The following is an 18,232-nucleotide window of genomic DNA, read 5'->3' on the forward strand; positions in this document are numbered from 1 at the left end:
GGTGCGGGTTACCCTTTATCTATTTATTAAATAATGTACGGACACATTATTATTTTCAGGAGTGAGACCTATGTTGTATCAAAATCGTTTTGGCCATTTCAATTTTAGTAAAGCACTATTATTAGGCGGCATTTGTACCGCTATCTTGACAGGTTGCAACCAGTCGGCACAAGACACTGGTGCCACTGACGCTGCTGCTACTACTGGTGATGCCGCTACAGAAATGAAAACGGTTGCTATTACTGCTATCGTTGAGCATCCAGCGCTTGATGATGTACGTAAAGGGGTCATCGACGAGCTAAATGAGGCGGGCTTCAAAGATGGCGAGAACCTAACTGTCAATTTTCAAAGTGCGCAGGGAAACACCGCCACTGCTGGTCAGATTGCTAAGCAATTCGTTGCAGACGATTCAGACGTTATCGTCGCGATTGGTACACCATCAGCGCAGTCAGTAGCTGCTGCAACAAGCAGTATTCCTTTAGTGTTTTCCGCAGTGACGGATCCGGTCGCCGCCAAACTGGTGACAAAACTAGATGGTTCTGGCACTAATGTCACTGGTGGCTCTGATGCCCTTCCTTATGAGCCACAAATAGAATTAATGCGTCAAATCATTCCAAGTTTAAAGAACGTCGGTTACGTCTACAGTCCAGGTGAAGTCAACTCAACCACTATCTTAAAAAACCTAAAAGAAAAACTGACCCCACTAGGTATCAATGTAGTCGAAGCGCCTGCCCAGCGTAGTACGGATATTGCAATGGCAGCACGTAGCCTCGAAGGTAAAGTCGATATGATTTATACTTCGACCGATAATAACGTAGTATCAGCTTACGAATCTCTGTATCAAGTCGCTAAAGAAAGTAAAATTCCACTTATTGCCTCAGATACCAGCTCAGTTGAGCGCGGTGCCATTGCTGCCTTGGGAGTTGATTATTACAATCTTGGCCGCGAAACAGGCAAAATCGTAGTACGTATCTTAAATGGTGAAAAGGCAGGTGCTATTCCTGTCTATACTCCGCAAATGCTGGATCTGTATGTCAGTCCAAAACATGGCAAAGAACAAGGCATCACGTTGACACAAGCGGTTATCGATAAAGCAAAAGAAGTGGTAGAATAACGCACTTTTATACTGGCTCGTCATAGCAATGAAAGATAAATAACAGTTTTAAGTGTTTTACTATTTTTGATTTACTTTCATCTATGATAGCAAGTGTGTAACACAAGAAACCCAGCTCTGAATCAGGAGGCTGGGCTTCTTATTTAAGCGGTTGTTGTTTGAATGACTGTGATTTTAATATGTTGATTTAGCCCATTGCTTATAAAGCCATTATTCGCTATAACGTATTTGCATAGTTTATGAATTTGCCACATCTTAAATCAGAGCTTTGAACCAAGCTAGATTATGATAGTTTTTATTGTAATATATCTTGGTTTACCCTAACCGCAGATTGCTTAATCTGTTAAATTCACCGCTTAGTCGTTTAGATGATGTTGACTGATAGATTCGTAGATAAAACAGTGCTGATGTCTGTCGCTGACTTATTCTATGACCACCTAAAACGTTATTGGCTAAACGCTTGGTTATAACTTACTGATCTCTTATGTCCTTAATTGCTTTTTTTGGTGCGCTTGAAAGTGGTCTTATTTATGGCCTAGTCGCACTTGGTGTGCTGATTTCATTCCGTACGCTCGACTTTCCTGACTTGACCGCTGATGGTAGTTTTCCGTTAGGCGGAGCAGTCGCTGGTATCTCTATTATCGCTGGTATCAATCCATGGCTAGCTTGTGCCTTTGGTATGCTGGCAGGTTCAGTCGCTGGTATTGTCACTGCGTGGTTGCATGTCAAGCTCGGTATCTTGCAGCTGCTTGCCAGTATTTTGGTGATGGTTGCCTTATATTCTGTCAACTTACGCATCATGGGTGCGCCAAACTTGCCGCTATTGGGCGAAACTACGGTATTTAGTACGCTGGTGTCTGACGGCAACGGTTACTGGATGCGCTGTCTGATCATCGGTACTGTCGTGCTAGTCGCTATGTTATTTTTAAACTGGTTTTATAGTACTGAGACAGGCTTGTCTATGCGGGCAACCGGTTCAAACTTAAGAATGGCACAAGCACAAGGCATTAATACCTCTTGGATGACCATTGTCGGTATGGCAATATCTAATGGTTTGATTGCTTTGGCAGGTGCGCTGTTTGTTCAGACACAAGGTGGCGCAGATATCTCGATCGGTATTGGTACGATTGTTATTGGTTTGGCCGCAGTCATCATTGGTGAGACCATCATTCCTGCCAAACGCATTTGGCTGATTACCTTTGCGGTGGTGGTCGGTGCTGTATTGTACAAGTTATTTATTCAGGTCGCATTGTCAAGCCAAACGCTACGCAGTATTGGTTTTGGTCCGCAGGATTTGAACTTGATAACAGCGCTGCTCGTTGTATTGGCCTTGGTATTACCCAAAGCCAAAAACGAGCTTTTAAGCCGCAAATTACGATCTCAACGTTAACGAATAAAAGCGGCGTAAACAGCGACTGTACTCGCTAAGCTTGAGGCAAACATAAGGAATAACTATTATGATGCAAGCCACAGATTTACGGTTGACCTTTAACCTAGGTACGCCCATTGAAAACCCAGCACTACGCGGTATCGATCTAAACATTGCAGATGGTGAGTTTGTCACTGTGATTGGTACCAATGGTGCTGGTAAATCGACCTTTTTGAACGCAGTCAGTGGCACCACGCGTGTCGATAGTGGCTCAATCTTATTAAATGGTATTGATGTTACTAAAAAGACTGCGCATCAACGCGCCCACTGGGTGGCTCGTGTGTTTCAAGACCCAATGGCTGGGACTTGTGAAGCGTTAACCATTGAAGAAAATATGGCCCTAGCTTACAAGCGGGGCGGCAAACGTGGTTTAAGTTTTGCGCTCAATCAAAGCAATCGCGATTTGTTCCGAGAAAAATTATCCGTCCTAAAGCTAGGTCTAGAAAACCGTTTGACCGACCGTATGGGGTTGCTATCAGGTGGCCAACGTCAGGCTGTGAGTTTGTTGATGGCCTCATTACAACCTTCTAAGATTCTCTTGCTTGATGAGCATACAGCTGCGCTTGATCCTAAGACAGCGGCCTTTGTTTTGGAATTAACCGATAAGATTGTGACGGACAATAAGCTTACCACTATGATGGTCACGCATTCAATGCAGCAAGCATTGGCACATGGCACTAGAACAGTGATGCTGCATCAGGGCCAAGTGGTACTAGATGTCTCAGGCGACATTCGTCAAGGTATGACGGTGCATGACTTGCTCGATATGTTCGAGCAAACGCGCGGTGAAAAGGTTGAAGATGACAGTTTAATCCTAAGCTAATTTAAAATAAAAATACCAGCTCATAAACCTTCAAGAAAACGTGATTTTCTTGAAGGTTTTTTTGTTATCTATAGTTAATGATCCTATAAAGTTTTTGTGCATCGGGATATAGTTGTCACATATCAATATTACCTCTTGCTATTCATCTACGAGATCTGTCATGCGTAAAATTCCTGTTTATACCCACCCTGCTGCTGGCTGGCCAGCCCTGATCTCCTCTGCTCGTAAACTGATGGACTATCAGACGTTTTTGCGTGGCAGCGCGAGTGTACTCAAGAGCAATCAACCTCAAGGCGGATTTGATTGTCCAGGCTGCGCATGGCCTGATCACAAATCACACAAGGCAATAGACGTCTGCGAAAACGGTATCAAGGTCATTGCTAGTGAAACCATGACCAATAAGGCAGATGCAGCATTTTTTGCAAGACATACTGTTAGTGAGCTGCAAGGGTGGTCAGGTTACGAGCTTGAACACAGTGGTCGCTTGTCAGAGCCTGTCTATTATGATGCGACGCAAGATCGCTATGTGGCGATTTCTTGGGACGAAGCTTATCAGCGTATTGCTAAGCAATTAAAACAGCTTGACTCACCAGATGAAGCGCTATTTTATACCTCAGGGCGTGTTACCAATGAGCCTGCTTTTATGTACCAGTTGTTTGTACGCTGTTTTGGTACCAATAACTTGCCTGATTGCTCAAACATGTGTCATGAGCCAACCTCAGTAATGCTGGGTAAACAATTGGGCGTTGGTAAAGCCACAGTGAAGTTAGAAGATTTTGGTCAGGCCAAATTAATAATGATGTTCGGTCAGAACCCTGCGACCAATCATCCGCGTATGCTAGAGATGCTCGCTCATTCTCATGAGCAAGGGTGCCGAATTATCTCAATCAATCCTATGCGAGAACAGGGTCTGAGTAAATTTAGAAACCCGCAAAAACCCACGCATATGGCGGCAGGCCAAAGCGATAATATGGTCGATGACGTCATTCAGATTCAAATAGGCGGCGATGCAGCTCTATTGACGGGTATTGCTAAATGGTTGATTGAGAACAATAAAATCAATACCGATTTCATAGCCACGCATACCTCAGGTTTTGAACCATTGCGTGAGTGGCTAACCCAGCAATCATGGGCAGATATTGAGCTTGGTTGCGGTATTTCTCACGCAGAAATCATCAATCTGGCTGAGCTGGTTGCTAATAGTCCAGCGACGATTTGCACATGGGGTATGGGTATCACCCAACATGTGCAAGGCGATGACAATGTGGCGATGATTGCTAACTTGCTACTACTGATGGGAATGATCGGTATTGATGGCGCGGGCGCATCCCCTGTTCGTGGACACTCCAATGTACAGGGTGATCGTACGATGGGCATCCATGAGCGCCCTGCTCAAAAGTTACTGGACAGTCTTGAGCGTGTTTTTGAGCAGCCTATGCCACAAGAGCATGGTTATGATGTCGTTACAGGGGCAAAAGCTTTAATTGCGGGTAAACTAAAAGTCTTTATGAGTATGGGTGGTAATTATGCAGTTGCTGCACCTGATACTAAAGCGATTCAACAGGCATTAACCACAACTCAGCTCAATATTTTTGTGGGTACCAAGCTGAATGAAACCATGCTATTTCCGGGTACAAACAATATCATCTTGCCCTGCCTGGGCCGTACTGAACGTATCGTTACATCCAAAGGTGAGCAGTTCGCGACTATCGAAGATTCTATGTGTCAGATTGTGCCGACTCAAGGCAAACTTAAACCAGTGAGCGAGGCTTTGAAATCTGAAGCGCAGATTGTAGCGGATATCGCTACCCATGTATTTGGCTCTGAGTCGTCGATTCCTTGGCAAAAGATGAGCGAAGACTTCGACGTCGTTCGCGATTACATTGCCCAAGCAATTGAGGGATTTGAGGACTTTAACGAACATATTCGTACTGCTGAGCGCGGCTTTCATTTATATCATCCTGCGCGTCATCGCGTATGGAATACCAATACTGGCAAAGCACAGTTTGAAGTACCCCAATATCCCATTACTTATGTTGCCACGCAAATGGCAGAGGCAACCTCTTCGTTTAAAGCAGAACCAGAAACATCCAACTCCATTAATGGTGTTCCGACTAGTGAACAAAAGGTATGGCAATTAACCAGCGTTCGCAGTCATGATCAATTTAATACGATGATTTTTGGTTATCATGATCGCTATCGCCACACCAATCGCCGTGATGTCTTATTTATGCATCCTGATGAGATGAACCGCTTAGGTTGGCAAAAAGGCGACAGTGTAATGGTTACTAGGCATGCCAGCAAAAATAGTACAGCTCAAACGCGTATATTAGGCCCACTGGTATTGACTGAGATGGATATTGCCTCAAACGCCGTGGCAGCTTACTACCCTGATTGTAACGATCTATTTGACTTAGATACGCATGCGCCCGACTCTCATATACCAGCGTATAAATCCACAACCGTCGTTTTGCACCGAGTAAATGTAGATGCTGGTATCGTTGATCCTGCTTAATTTATAAAAAGCGATTGATGAATAAAAGTGTTTACAAGATAGGCAATAAAACCGTATCGATGCAAAAACACTAAATGGGCTCTGATGATAATTGACAAGAACATTAAAGAAGATGAGAAAGCGAGTGAGCAAATCTTAGCAGACAAGTTGTCTGCGACGCCCCTTGCACGAGTACATTCATCACAAAAGCACCATTACCCGTCAGATAAATATGGTCATAATGGTGCTTCTCAAATCTGTATTAATGACCAATCTGCCAGTTTGGCGGTGGAAGCAGCAGTATCCATTGTTATTAACGGTATCCATTATGCTGTACTGATGGCAAGTCCTAATCAGCTAGAATATTTAGCGGTCGGGTTTTTGTTTAGTGAAGGGCTGATTCAGCATAGCTACGAGCTATTGGACTGGGAAGTGACTCAGCTTACTGATATCTCAAGCTATCGGCAATTTACTCAAGACTCAATCGATGAAAATACTGGCTCAGCTACCTTTGAACAACTCTCCCAGCAATTACAAGACTATGATATTTATGTGGTAGAACTGGTATTAAATCAGCGCAGCCATCAACGTATCCAAGCCCAGAGACGTCAGCTTGCCGGACGCACAGGGTGCGGTATGTGCGGTATCACTGGGCTAACACAAGCCTTACCCGATCTCAGTACTTACTCCCAAAGCAGCATAGCAACCAAGTACAAAGATGACTCAAAGAAAAAATCAGCACCACCAAGCTTAGATTATTTATTAGACATGCGCCAAAAAGTGGATTTAATGCAGCACACACATCAACTAACAGGTGCCGTGCATGCAGCGGCAACAATGCACAATCAACAGCTCTGTTTGTTTGAGGATGTAGGACGTCATAACGCGCTTGATAAGCTGATCGGCTGGCAACTGCGCCAAAAAATAGAGATTGAATGTGTGTTAATGACTTCACGCTTGTCGATTGAGCTGGTACAAAAATCCATTCGCGGTCGTATACCTTGGTTAGTTGGTATGTCTGCACCCACCAGTACGGCACTACGTGTTGCTGAGCGTTACGGATTGGGCTTGGCTGGATTCTTACGTCATGATAGAGTGACCTACTATTCGGGTTATTCAAATTCTTAAGCTATTCTTTACCTTTCATTTTTTAAAGCAAATCTGAGCTTCCGGTGCTTGATAATGAGCTTGTAAAGCTTTTTTGTGGTTTAAATAAGTGTAAAAAACAGCTAAATATAGATAAGTAGACAAATAACTCATCTTTAACTAAAAAATGACTTGTAATTTAGTAGATTTTTGCTAATATAGTCCACCTTGATTGGCTGGATGGCAGAGTGGTCATGCAGCGGACTGCAACTCCGTTAACGCCGGTTCGATTCCGACTCCAGCCTCCAATTATTTATTAATTTTAGCTTGCATTATTAGTACAACCGATTATAATAGCGAGCACTTATCTAGCAAGTAGAATACTTACTTTATAGATAATACAATTTTTGCCCGGGTGGTGAAATTGGTAGACACAAGGGATTTAAAATCCCTCGCTAGCAATAGCGTGCCGGTTCAAGTCCGGCTCCGGGTACCATTACATAGTCCTATACTATCTTATAGAACATCTAAAGCCCCTGATATCAGGGGCTTTGTTGTATCTAGCGTCCTATACTATCTTGCCTTATCTATCCCAATCCATGCATCTGATGTACACTATCATGTACACTGGTTTTTAAATGTACATTGGGGTGTCAGTTATGGAAGCTCGCAAACCTATCAGCTCCGACCGCAGCATCAGTAGCCATAAAGCTAATGACAAAGAATATCTAGTCTCTGTCAAAAACTACCCCATGCTGTATCTCATGGTCAGACCTAACGGCACTAAGTCTTGGGTTTATCGCTACCTGTCTCCTACTCACTCAAAAAATAAGCGTATATCGCTTGGCGTGTATCCAAACGTCTCGTTCGCTCGTGCCTGTGAAATCTGGCGTGACTATGAAGAGCTACTAAGTCGTAATATTGATCCCAAAGATCATCGTGAAGCATTAAAGAATAGTATTGTTAGTAAAACTAAAAACTCATTTAATCATTTTGCTTGGGAGTATTTTGATAGCTTAGATCAGACTCAAAAAGGTAATACGTTAATCCGTAAGAAAGGACGCTTAGAGCTTATATGCTCCTATATAGGCAATGATCCTATTAGTGATATTGACTCACCTAGAATGCTTGAAGTGCTTTTAGACATCCAAGCAAAGTCTTTAAATAAAGATGATAAGCCTACGGACAAAGCTGAACGCTGTGCAGGTATTGCTAGCGAAGTATTTGTCTATGCTGGTGCTCGCGGCTTCTGTAGTAGCAATCCAGCTGCCTTGATCAAAAGCCAATTGGCTAAATCGAGCTATGGTCATCGTCCTGCGATTACCAAACCCAAAGAGCTTGCTAAGCTACTGCGGGATATCGAGACTATAGAAGGTGATCTAAACACGATCAATTCCCTTAGGCTATTAGCATTACTTTTTGTGCGTAATGGTGATCTCCGCCGTATGCGCTGGGCTGACTTAGATCTAGAGGCTGGTAGGTGGCGGTTAAAGCCTTTAAAAGGCCAAGGCAAGGTAAACATGGTCAAGGACATGGTCGTGCCTCTACCTCGTCAAGCAGTAGCTGTCTTACACGCGCAGCAGCAAATCAACGGTCATACTAAATTTGTATTCTACAGTGAGACAGCAAAAAAGCATCAGATCATCTCTGATGCGACAGCGAATAAGCGTTTAAAAGATTTAGGATATAAAGACATCCACTGCGCTCATGGTTTTAGAGCCACAGCGAAGACCATCTTACAAGAGCAATTAAAGTATCCTCTCGTGCTTGTTGAAATGGCTTTGGGTCATACAACCAAAGATCCTAATGGCACGGCATATGGTCGATTTGAGTACATTGATGATCGTAGTGATATGATGCAGAAGTGGGCTGACTATTTAGATGCTTTGCGAGAAGGTAGAGATACGGCAGAGTTTAGAGCGGATGCTAAAGATACCGCTGACCCTAATGCCCAGCTGCAAGCGTTGATTGATCAGCTGGGAGAGGATAAAGTGCTAGAGCTATTGAAAAATAAGAGATAGCCTTTTATTCTTAAATTAATTGAACAATATACTATTTACTAAAAAGCTAAATGACGGCTTTAGATAACTAAGTTTATTCAAAGACCATTTCTGATAAAATATGTCTCAACAAATATCTAATTGAGTCCTACTATGTTAGACCTGCCCCTCTTAGAAGCGTACCATCAAACCAATTATAAGTTTGATGATACTATACTCAACATTGATAAGAGATCATCTAAAGCTGCCTCTCTTTTGCAGCCATTTGCACCAGCTGGTGGATTATTTATTACCGCTTGGAATCCGTTAGGAAAAGAGCTTACTGTTGAAGAAAATAGACACGCTAATCAAAAACTAAAGAACGAATTGCTTAGACAAGGTTATAAAGCCATTGAAGGCTATGGTGAGAGTCCTGACGGCGAGCATCGAGAAGATAGTTTTTTTGCATATCCAATAGATAAAGATACCAGTCTCACATTGTGTTGTACCTTTGAGCAAAATGCCGTGGTGTATATTACTTCCGAGGGTTTACCAATATTACTATTAAACCCTAAGCTTTCTGAGTTTGCCAAAGACTCCAACTACTAAACCATTCAGGATTTACTTTCCATAATAGCAAGCTGCTATTTGTCTGGACATAAAATGAAAAAGCTTTTCTTAACGACAATGTTTGTACTTACTTCTAGTGTGACCTATGCCGAATCAGAGCTAGATGATTTATTAAAATATGCTGGTATTGTAGACGCAGACTATGTTTATACAGATACTAAGTTAGCGGCGGAGTTTTTTCGCTTATCAACCAATCAGTACGCTCAATCTTTGCCAATGAACATAAATAGCTATATCCAAATTGAAAGCGCTATGATGACCCCGCACTTTGGTAATTTTGAGGCCATTTACACAGTACCGTTTGATGCCACTGAGAGAAAAGCAGTTATACAAGAATTATCCTCAATGGAAGCACTCCAAATAGCTTGTATTGATTACTACATACCTAACGACTTTATGTTGGCGAACAATTACACATTGGTTTATTCCTACTCTGATCAAGATTACCGACCACTTGCTAAAGTTACCATGAACATAGACAGCTGCTATGAAGCATTAAACCAATAATTTAATAAAGAATAATCAAAAACTCAATTAAGGAAAGACACTTACATGGCTGCAACCAATACCACCCCTATCAGTCAATCTGAGATTAACAAAGCCGTTTGGGATGCCTGCGATACTTTTCGCGGTGTGATCAGTGCCGATACCTATAAAGACTTTATTTTGACCATGCTGTTTTTGAAGTATTTGTCTGATATGTATAGAGATGAGTACAACACGCTCATGGCAGAATATGGCGATGCGGACTTGGTTAAAGAGCTGATGTCGAACCAGCGCTTTGTGTTACCCGATGGCGCAAGCTTTTGGGATCTATACGAGCTGCGTCATCAGCCCGGCAACGGTCAGCGTATCGATGAAGCGCTGCATGCGATTGAAGAAGCCAATGGCAATAAGCTAAAAAACGTCTTCCAAGATATCAGCTTCAATACCGATCGCCTGGGTAATGAGAAGAAGAAAAACGAGCTACTGCGTCACTTGCTCGAAGACTTTGGCAAAGATGTCATGAACCTCAGCCCGTCTCGTGTGGGTAGCTTGGATGTAATCGGTAATGCCTATGAGTTTTTGATTAAGCACTTCGCGGCTGACGCTGGCGCCAGTGCTGGCGAGTTCTATACGCCGCCTGAGGTATCTACTCTATTGGCAACTATATTAGAGCCTGTAGAGGGTGATGCCATCTGCGATCCAGCATGTGGTTCTGGCTCGCTGCTGATTAAGTGTGGCGCTATGGCGCGCAAAAACTCTGGCAGCAGAAACTATGAGCTGTTTGGGCAAGAAGCGATTGGCTCGACGTGGGCATTGGCAAAGATGAATATGTTTTTGCATGGGGAAGATAACCACCGCATTGAATGGGGCGATACCCTGCGTCATCCATTGCTGCTAGATGACAAAGGTAATCTATTACGCTTCGATGTGGTCACTGCTAACCCGCCCTTCTCGCTTAGTAAGTGGGGTCATGAAGATGCAACCGATGATCCACACGGTCGCTACCATCGCGGTGTACCACCCAAGACTAAGGGCGATTATGCATTTATCACCCACATGATTGAGACATTGAAGAATAACACGGGTCGCATGGGCGTGGTCGTGCCGCATGGCGTATTGTTCCGTGCGTCAAGTGAAGGCAAAATCCGTCAGCAACTCATCGAAGAAAACTTGCTTGATACGGTGATTAGCTTACCTGAAAAGCTGTTCTTTGGTACGGGGATTCCAGCGGCGATATTACTGTTTAAAAAGAGCAAAACTGACGATACGGTGCTGTTTATCGATGCCAGTAATGAGTACAAATCAGGTAAAAATCAGAATCAGCTGACTGAGGATAATATTGCCAAAATCATTGAGACATACAAGGCGCGGGAAAGCGTCGATAAATATGCTTATCTAGCGAGCTTTGATGAAATTAAAGAAAACGACTTTAATCTAAATATTCCACGCTATGTCGATACCTTTGAGGAAGAGACGGAGATTGATCTGGTCGCGGTAAGGTCTGAGCGTCTTGAATTAAAGGCTGAGTTGGAGAGTTTAGAGGTCGAGATGGCAGGGTTTTTACAGGAGTTGGGTTATGGTGCCTAATGGTTGGAACATAAAAACACTAAATGAAGTTTCAAAAATTACTCGTCTAGCTGGGGCTGAATACTCGGATGTATGGGAAACAAGTCCTGATGGAGAAATTATAGCATTACGTGGCTATAATATTGGTAATAACCATATCAACTTGAGGGATGTTGAAAGAATTACTCAAGAAATGTCTTTAAAGCTATCACGCTCTAAACTATTCAAAGATGACATCGTATTTCCTTGTGTTGGAAGTATAGGTAAGGCGTACCTTGTAAAAGAAGATAATAGATTTCATATCAACCAAAATATAGCAAAGCTAACTCCTGATGAAACTGTTGACCCTCTATATCTTACATACTGTTTGTTAAGCAAAGAATCTGAAAACCAAATTATGAAGTTTAATACTTCTTCATCACAGCCTAATGTATTGGTTGGAAATTTACGGAAGTTTGAATTTCAGTTCCCTAAATCAGTCCCAGAACAACAAAAAATCGCCAAAATCCTATCGACTTGGGATAAAGCGATTGGCACCACTGAGCGTTTGATTGAGAATAGTACCCAGCAGAAAAAAGCTTTGATGCAGCAACTAATGACGGGTAAAAAGCGTTTGCTTGATGATGAGGGGAAACGGTTTGAGGGTGAGTGGGAAGAGGTGACGTTAGAAGAAGCTGTTGAATACAGAAGAGGAAGTTTTCCTCAGCCATACGGTAATCCAGAGTGGGTTGATGAAATAAATGGCTATCCATTTGTGCAGGTATATGACATTGCTAAGAACATGAAACTTAAGCCTGATACGAAAATGAAAATTAGTGATGCAGCAATTGATAAAAGTGTTTTTATTCCAAAAGAAACTATTATTGTATCTTTGCAAGGTTCAATAGGGCGAGTTGCAATCACTCAATACGATGCCTATGTTGATAGGACAATATTACTTTTCCAAGAGTTTTTGGTTCCTATGAATAAAGTGTTCTTTGCTTATATTATTCAGGAGCTTTTTGAAATTGAGAAGACTAAAGCACCAGGTGGGACAATTAAAACCATCACAAAAGCCGTATTAAGCAACTTTAAAGTATTAATACCATCCCTCAAAGAACAACAAAAAATCGCCATCGTGTTAACCAATGCCGATAAAGAAATTGAGTTGCTTGAGCAGCAATTAGATGATTTGCAGCAAGAGAAAAAGGCTTTGATGCAGGTATTGTTGACGGGTAAGAAGCGGGTGAGACTAAATGACTAAGAAACTTTTTGCATTAATCGCTTTATTGCCATTAACGGCTACTGCGGCACCAGTGATCGAGGGTGTCTATATCGGTCATCCTAGTAAAAGGGTGCATCTAGAGAGCTGGGATTATGAAGGGACTCTTCAATATGGGCTAACACTCGCTAATTTGAATGGAGAGTCGAGCTATGTTGTAGCCAGTAAAGCCAAGAAAATTCAAGACAATCAAAAGGTAACTTTCACTACACCAGAGAATCCTTATATCGTTATGGAAGAGGGAGTGGACAAGAATGCTGGTTGCTTGGTAGAGGCAAAGTTTTCGCCTAATGAGATTCAATTAAAAAGTTTGAATGGATGTAGTCAAGTAGAGAAATCGTTCAATGGCAATTACGCCTACTCAAAGGCGTCGTCTCATGTTCCCAGTAAGTATTGGGGCAAATGGGGTGAGTGTAAATATCCTGCTGACAGTCGAGATGCCGCTTTTCTGAATGCAACCAGTGGCTCAACGAATGGCACTTATAGATTTGATGTTATTGGTGTGGGTTATTCTTCACCTAAAGAGATTAACTTGACGGGGGTGTATCACGTAGAAGGTACGCAGTCGGTAAGTGAAATAAAATTCGAGTATCTACCTAACAATAAAGTACGTACGATTAATGATATATCTAACACATCTACAGTACATGAAAAGTGTAGGAATTAGATTTTGGAGTTTAGATATGGATGCAATTACTTTAGCAAATAGCTTTGCTGCTATAGTCGGTTTATTAGTAACATTTCAATCTACTAGAGATCAAGCAAATATAAGTGATTTTTTGGAATGGTTGCGAGAGAACAATAACGAAAACACGGCTATAGTTATTGAAAATGATATTGAACTACAACGACAGCTTTCAGTATTTATTAGTCAAAACCATGAAGAGGTAATGGCACAACTTACAACACTTAATAGCCTAATGGTTTCAGTAGCAAGCCGTATGGATGGCTTAAGCGGTTTAGCATCAACCTTTGAGTTGAACAATAGCTTGTCTGATCAAGCTATAGGTGTGTTACGTCAATTTGTGAATTCAAAAAGCAAAAGTATCTATAGAGTTGAAACTATAGATGGAGAAGTTAATTACTTATTGATGAGCGATGGAAATATTGAATACGATGATAGTAGGTTTATAGATGCTGATGTTCAGAGCCTCGTTGATAACAAGCTTATTACAAAAGAAGCTTTATCTTCTAGCGATTTTTCATATGGTATCACGCGTCAAGCTGTCGTTTTCATAGAGTCTCTTAAAAGTGATGTTTAAACTGAATTAAAATTAAGCTTATGTAAATCAGTTATTCACAAGACCACCATGCTGCTACGCCCTTTGGGTAACGCGCAAACTTAGCGGTTTTTCTTTGTTTAGGGGTAGTGTCAAATGATTATAGTTACGTTTCCACCGTCAGTGCTAAATTGCTTAAAAAATGAGATGCAGATTGAGATGGATCATTTCTTTAAGAAGTACGATAGTTTTAATGACAGATTTAAGGCAACAGCAAATGGATTGCTTATTAATATGCTAATCGCTTCAAAAACACCTTCTTCATTTAGCAAAGATGTGATTTTTTATGAAGATGGAACTCATAAACAAAATGAATTTATAAACGCAATGTATAGCTGCTTTGAACAGTTGAATATCTCGAAAAAGCTAGACGCATATAAAGGTATCTATGAACATGAAAAGCGTGGCAAAAGTGGTTGGTTTCCTATAGTAGTAATACCTTCACCTGTAGATGATTATTCTGAACAACCGGCTGAGATAACTGTATATAGAGGATGTTCTTTAAAATCATTTGAAGATAATAGCTATAGGAATAGGCAGTCTTGGACTACTGACTTCGATACAGCAAAAGAATTTGCTTTTAACCGTTATGGATTTGATAAAAAAGATCGAGTTGTTATCACAACTACTGTAAGTAATTCTGATATTTTTTGGATAAGAGCTGGGGAAAGAGAAGTTGTTTTGAATCCAAGATTCACACCCTTATCGGATGTAATCAAATTAGATTATGAACAATGTAATCGAGACGGGCAGATATGACCAATCCCAGCATTAACTTCAAAGAAGAATTCAGCGCAAAAATCCCCGCTCTTATCCTACTAATGAATTTGGGTTATCGCTACCTATCCCCTGAAGAGTGTTTAAAGCTGCGTAGCCCTAGAGGCTCTAGTTTACAGACCCCAGCGTACTCAGCAGCCAATAGCAGCAACCAAGTCATGCTATTGCCTGTATTACGTGAGTACTTAACCCGTCAAACCTTTCCCTTTGAAGGTAAGCAGCACCACCTGTCTGATGCTGGTATCGATAAAATCATTAGCGAGCTAAACCCTGCTATGAATCTAGGGTTAACGCGTGCTAACGAGACGCTGTATGACGCCCTACTCTATGGCGTCAACGTGACTGAATTTATCGAAGGCAAAAAGGCTTCACCAACTATTCAGCTTATTGACTGGCAGCATATTGAAAACAATGCCTATCACGTGACCGAAGAGATGGTCGTACAAAACGCTGATGCGACAGGCAACGTCATACCAGATATTATCTGCTTTGTGAATGGGCTACCACTGGTAGTCATAGAGGCCAAACGCCCCGACTCAAACAATCCGCATCAATCGACCAATGCGCAAGCCATCTCGCAGCACATCCGCAATCAAGGTCAAAAGTACATTCCGCATCTGTTTGCTTATAGTCAGCTGCTGCTTGCTGTAAATGGTCATGAGGGTTTATACGCTACCTGCGGCACCCCTGAAAAGTTTTGGTCTAAGTGGATTGAAGAAGAAATCAGCGAGTCTGAGTTTTATCGGCTAAAAAACCAGCCCTTAGATAACGCTCAAATTGACCATCTATTTGGTAATCGTAGCGCTTATGATAAGCGTGAATATCAGTCGCTGCTTGCTGCTGGCGAGTTAGCTGTGACCGATCAAGACAGGCTAATCATAAGCTTACTGCGCCCAGATCGACTGCTGGACATGACCCGCTACTACACGCTGTTTGATAGTAAAGCAGGTAAAATCGTAGCGCGTTATCAGCAAGTCTTTGGTATTAAGGCTCTAGTTAACCGCATCAGTAATTTTGACGAGCAAGGAAGCCGTGAAGGTGGTGTGATTTGGCATACCACAGGTAGTGGCAAATCGTACACGATGGTGTTCTTATCCAAGGCACTTATTTGGCTTGAGGAATTGGCTAAATGCCGTGTCTTTGTGGTCACTGACCGTGTGGATTTAGAGAACCAAATCGCGCGTACCTTTATATCAGCAGGTGCCCTAAGCGATATAGATCGTCGCCTAGCCAAAGCGCTATCAGGGCGAGACTTAGCGAAAAAGATTGGCAAGACCAACGAGCGTATTATATTTTCTATCATTAATAAATTTGGCGCGGCGGCGCAATACGATGACTTTTATAACCCAAGTAGCAACATCATCGTTTTAGTCGATGAAGGGCATCGTAGCCAAAACGGTGAAAACAACATCCGTATGCAGCAAGCACTGCCGAATGCGGCTTTTATCGCTTTCACTGGTACACCACTATTAAAAGATGATAAGACCGAAAACAAATTTGGTACCATCATTCACTCCTACACCATGCAGCAAGCCGTAGCCGATAAAACCGTCACGCCCCTACTCTACGAAGAACGCATCCCTGAGCTCAATACCAATGATGTCGCTATCGATAAATGGTTTGACCGCATTACCCAAAAGCTGACGAGTGATCAAAAAGCGGATCTCAAACGTAAGTTCTCTAAAAAAGGACAGGTATATCAAGTTGAAGGCCGCATTGAACTGATCGCTCATGACATCTCCGATCATTTTCAGAACTTCAAACAACAAGGCCTAAAAGGTCAGCTGGCTTGTGATTCTAAAGTGTCTGCCATTCGCTATAAGCAAGCCTTAGATACTATTGGTAAGGTCAGCTCAGTCGTGGCTATGTCACCTCCTGATACTCGTGAAGGGCATGAAGTCGTCGATGCCGAGAGTAAAGACATCGTACAAAACTGGTGGCAGGATAACGTCGCTCCCAAATACGGTATGGACGATACCCAATATACTAAGGACATTATCGATGCCTTTAGTCAAGACGATGGCCCCGATATTATGATCGTGGTGGATAAGCTGTTGACGGGCTTTGATGAACCCAAAAACACCGTTCTGTATATCGACAAGCCTTTAAAGAGTCATAACCTGATTCAAGCCATTGCTCGCGTTAACCGTTTGCATAGCAAAAAGCAGTTTGGTTACTTGATTGATTATCGAGGTATCTTAAAAGAGCTAGATATCACTATTGAAAAATACCAAGATTTAGCCACGCGCACCCAAGGTGGCTTTGACATTGAAGACTTGGCTGGTATGTACCATGCCATGGACTCTGAGTACAAAAAACTGCCGATGCTTCACAAAAAGGTCTGGGGCATTTTCTCTGATGTCGCAAACAAGCAACATGGTCCATCACTTCGCCAATCTCTATCGCCTAAAATAGAAGAAAGAGAGGGTGTATTCATCGATACGCGCCTTAAAAAGCGTGATGACTTTTATGCTGCTTTAACTGAGTTTGCTAATGTGATGAAAGTAGCATTACAGTCTGCTTCATACTTTGAAGACAGCTTCTTTGACGGTAAGCGAGATCGTTATAAAAAGGACTTAAAAGCGTTCGTTGAGCTACGTAAGCAAGTGCGTGAAGATGCCAATGAAACCATCAACTTTGATGAGTTTGAAGACGATATTCGCACCCTACTCAACAAACATATCGCAGGCATAGAAGTCAGAGAGCCTAAAGGCGCTTACCTAGTCGGTAATATGGGCAAAGACATTAAGCCTGAAGCGCTGAGCGATGATGAAGCACGTAACCAAACCGATAAGATCACCAGCCGTGTCACTAAGATGATTGAGCAAGATTTGGCTGATGATCCCTATGCGCAAGAGCATTTCTCCAAGCTTCTTAAAAAAGCCATTGAAGATGCTAAGGCCATGTTCGATGCACCAGTCAAGCAGTACATGATGTTTGCTGACTTCGAGCAAGACGTCAAAGCTCGCAAAGTACCTGAGGTTCCTAATGAGTTTGTAGATGAGTCAGGCAAACATAATAAACATGCACAAGCCTACTTTGGGTTATTCAAACACTTATTTGCTGCAAGCTTCCTAGCAGAAAACGACTTAGACAATGAATCACTTGTCAGCTGTGCCTATAATATCGATGAAGTCGTCAATAAAGCGGTGGCAGAGAACTCATTGAATCCGTCACAAATGGAAAAAGATATCAGGGTTGGACTGCTAAAGCTATTGTTCAAGGCCATCGGTACCGATAATGCTAAAAAGCTGTCTGATAAAGTAATAGATATCACTCGCCATGGTATCTCTAGAGGCAACTAATC

Annotated in this window: 14 protein-coding genes and 2 tRNA genes; all 16 read left to right on the forward strand. The window is 42.2% G+C overall.

The genetic code is table 11. The annotated features are described in order from the left end of the window. Positions 1-70: 70 nt before the first annotated feature. The 16 genes from ACT3TH_RS01090 (at position 71) to ACT3TH_RS01165 (ending at position 18,230) form a co-directional block, all read left to right on the forward strand. A complete protein-coding gene (locus ACT3TH_RS01090) occupies positions 71-1,114 on the forward strand; it encodes an ABC transporter substrate-binding protein (protein ID WP_444754011.1) in 1,044 nt (347 codons plus the stop codon). A 484-nt stretch (positions 1,115-1,598) separates the two neighbouring features. Further along, entirely contained in the window at positions 1,599-2,504 is a 906-nt protein-coding gene (locus tag ACT3TH_RS01095; RefSeq protein ID WP_444754012.1) for an ABC transporter permease, read from the forward strand. Between the two features lie 67 nt (positions 2,505-2,571). Further along, positions 2,572-3,366, forward strand: a complete 795-nt coding sequence (locus ACT3TH_RS01100) for an ABC transporter ATP-binding protein (protein ID WP_444754013.1) — start codon at positions 2,572-2,574, stop codon at positions 3,364-3,366. Positions 3,367-3,526: 160 nt separating this feature from the next. After that, on the forward strand, positions 3,527-5,881 hold the full coding sequence (locus ACT3TH_RS01105) for an FdhF/YdeP family oxidoreductase (RefSeq protein WP_444754014.1): 2,355 nt from the start codon (positions 3,527-3,529) through the stop codon (positions 5,879-5,881). Positions 5,882-5,965: 84 nt separating this feature from the next. After that, complete coding sequence (gene fdhD / locus ACT3TH_RS01110) at positions 5,966-6,988, forward strand: formate dehydrogenase accessory sulfurtransferase FdhD (protein ID WP_444754015.1); 1,023 nt, start codon at positions 5,966-5,968, stop codon at positions 6,986-6,988. Positions 6,989-7,180: 192 nt separating this feature from the next. Next, positions 7,181-7,254: transfer RNA gene (locus ACT3TH_RS01115), tRNA-Cys, on the forward strand. 101 nt (positions 7,255-7,355) lie between these two features. Next, positions 7,356-7,442: transfer RNA gene (locus ACT3TH_RS01120), tRNA-Leu, on the forward strand. Positions 7,443-7,605: 163 nt separating this feature from the next. Continuing rightward, the gene (locus ACT3TH_RS01125; protein ID WP_444754016.1) at positions 7,606-8,967 is read left to right on the forward strand and encodes a tyrosine-type recombinase/integrase; all 1,362 of its coding nucleotides are present in this window, start codon (positions 7,606-7,608) and stop codon (positions 8,965-8,967) included. 132 nt (positions 8,968-9,099) lie between these two features. Beyond that, a complete protein-coding gene (locus ACT3TH_RS01130; protein WP_444754017.1) occupies positions 9,100-9,534 on the forward strand; it encodes a DUF3293 domain-containing protein in 435 nt (144 codons plus the stop codon). Between the two features lie 54 nt (positions 9,535-9,588). Beyond that, positions 9,589-10,062 carry a hypothetical protein gene (locus ACT3TH_RS01135; RefSeq protein ID WP_444754018.1) on the forward strand — a complete coding sequence of 158 codons (474 nt, stop codon included), beginning with the start codon at positions 9,589-9,591 and terminating at the stop codon, positions 10,060-10,062. A gap of 45 nt (positions 10,063-10,107) precedes the next feature. Further along, the gene (locus ACT3TH_RS01140; protein WP_444754019.1) at positions 10,108-11,628 is read left to right on the forward strand and encodes a type I restriction-modification system subunit M; all 1,521 of its coding nucleotides are present in this window, start codon (positions 10,108-10,110) and stop codon (positions 11,626-11,628) included. After that, positions 11,618-12,850, forward strand: a complete 1,233-nt coding sequence (locus ACT3TH_RS01145; RefSeq protein ID WP_444754020.1) for a restriction endonuclease subunit S — start codon at positions 11,618-11,620, stop codon at positions 12,848-12,850. The genes ACT3TH_RS01140 and ACT3TH_RS01145 overlap by 11 nt, the downstream gene beginning before the upstream one ends. After that, the gene (locus tag ACT3TH_RS01150) at positions 12,843-13,535 is read left to right on the forward strand and encodes a hypothetical protein (protein WP_444754021.1); all 693 of its coding nucleotides are present in this window, start codon (positions 12,843-12,845) and stop codon (positions 13,533-13,535) included. Before ACT3TH_RS01145 ends, ACT3TH_RS01150 begins: the two co-directional genes overlap by 8 nt. A gap of 16 nt (positions 13,536-13,551) precedes the next feature. Continuing rightward, on the forward strand, positions 13,552-14,130 hold the full coding sequence (locus tag ACT3TH_RS01155; RefSeq protein ID WP_444754022.1) for a hypothetical protein: 579 nt from the start codon (positions 13,552-13,554) through the stop codon (positions 14,128-14,130). Between the two features lie 177 nt (positions 14,131-14,307). Then, complete coding sequence (locus tag ACT3TH_RS01160; RefSeq protein WP_444754023.1) at positions 14,308-14,907, forward strand: hypothetical protein; 600 nt, start codon at positions 14,308-14,310, stop codon at positions 14,905-14,907. Then, positions 14,904-18,230, forward strand: a complete 3,327-nt coding sequence (locus tag ACT3TH_RS01165; protein WP_444754024.1) for a type I restriction endonuclease subunit R — start codon at positions 14,904-14,906, stop codon at positions 18,228-18,230. The genes ACT3TH_RS01160 and ACT3TH_RS01165 overlap by 4 nt, the downstream gene beginning before the upstream one ends. The last annotated feature ends 2 nt before the right edge of the window (positions 18,231-18,232 follow it).

The organism is Psychrobacter sp. AOP22-C1-C5 (assembly GCF_052378885.1).
In the GTDB taxonomy this organism is placed as follows: Bacteria; Pseudomonadota; Gammaproteobacteria; order Pseudomonadales; family Moraxellaceae; genus Psychrobacter.

What these genes read in the sequence shown, in the direction of transcription:
- ACT3TH_RS01090 (WP_444754011.1), top strand. Translation starts at nt 71, where the DNA reads ATGTTGTATCAAAATCGTTTTGGCCATTTCAATTTTAGTAAAGCACTA.
- ACT3TH_RS01095 (WP_444754012.1), top strand. Translation starts at nt 1,599, where the DNA reads ATGTCCTTAATTGCTTTTTTTGGTGCGCTTGAAAGTGGTCTTATTTAT.
- ACT3TH_RS01100 (WP_444754013.1), top strand. Translation starts at nt 2,572, where the DNA reads ATGATGCAAGCCACAGATTTACGGTTGACCTTTAACCTAGGTACGCCC.
- ACT3TH_RS01105 (WP_444754014.1), top strand. Translation starts at nt 3,527, where the DNA reads ATGCGTAAAATTCCTGTTTATACCCACCCTGCTGCTGGCTGGCCAGCC.
- fdhD (WP_444754015.1), top strand. Translation starts at nt 5,966, where the DNA reads ATGATAATTGACAAGAACATTAAAGAAGATGAGAAAGCGAGTGAGCAA.
- ACT3TH_RS01125 (WP_444754016.1), top strand. Translation starts at nt 7,606, where the DNA reads ATGGAAGCTCGCAAACCTATCAGCTCCGACCGCAGCATCAGTAGCCAT.
- ACT3TH_RS01130 (WP_444754017.1), top strand. Translation starts at nt 9,100, where the DNA reads ATGTTAGACCTGCCCCTCTTAGAAGCGTACCATCAAACCAATTATAAG.
- ACT3TH_RS01135 (WP_444754018.1), top strand. Translation starts at nt 9,589, where the DNA reads ATGAAAAAGCTTTTCTTAACGACAATGTTTGTACTTACTTCTAGTGTG.
- ACT3TH_RS01140 (WP_444754019.1), top strand. Translation starts at nt 10,108, where the DNA reads ATGGCTGCAACCAATACCACCCCTATCAGTCAATCTGAGATTAACAAA.
- ACT3TH_RS01145 (WP_444754020.1), top strand. Translation starts at nt 11,618, where the DNA reads ATGGTGCCTAATGGTTGGAACATAAAAACACTAAATGAAGTTTCAAAA.
- ACT3TH_RS01150 (WP_444754021.1), top strand. Translation starts at nt 12,843, where the DNA reads ATGACTAAGAAACTTTTTGCATTAATCGCTTTATTGCCATTAACGGCT.
- ACT3TH_RS01155 (WP_444754022.1), top strand. Translation starts at nt 13,552, where the DNA reads ATGGATGCAATTACTTTAGCAAATAGCTTTGCTGCTATAGTCGGTTTA.
- ACT3TH_RS01160 (WP_444754023.1), top strand. Translation starts at nt 14,308, where the DNA reads ATGGATCATTTCTTTAAGAAGTACGATAGTTTTAATGACAGATTTAAG.
- ACT3TH_RS01165 (WP_444754024.1), top strand. Translation starts at nt 14,904, where the DNA reads ATGACCAATCCCAGCATTAACTTCAAAGAAGAATTCAGCGCAAAAATC.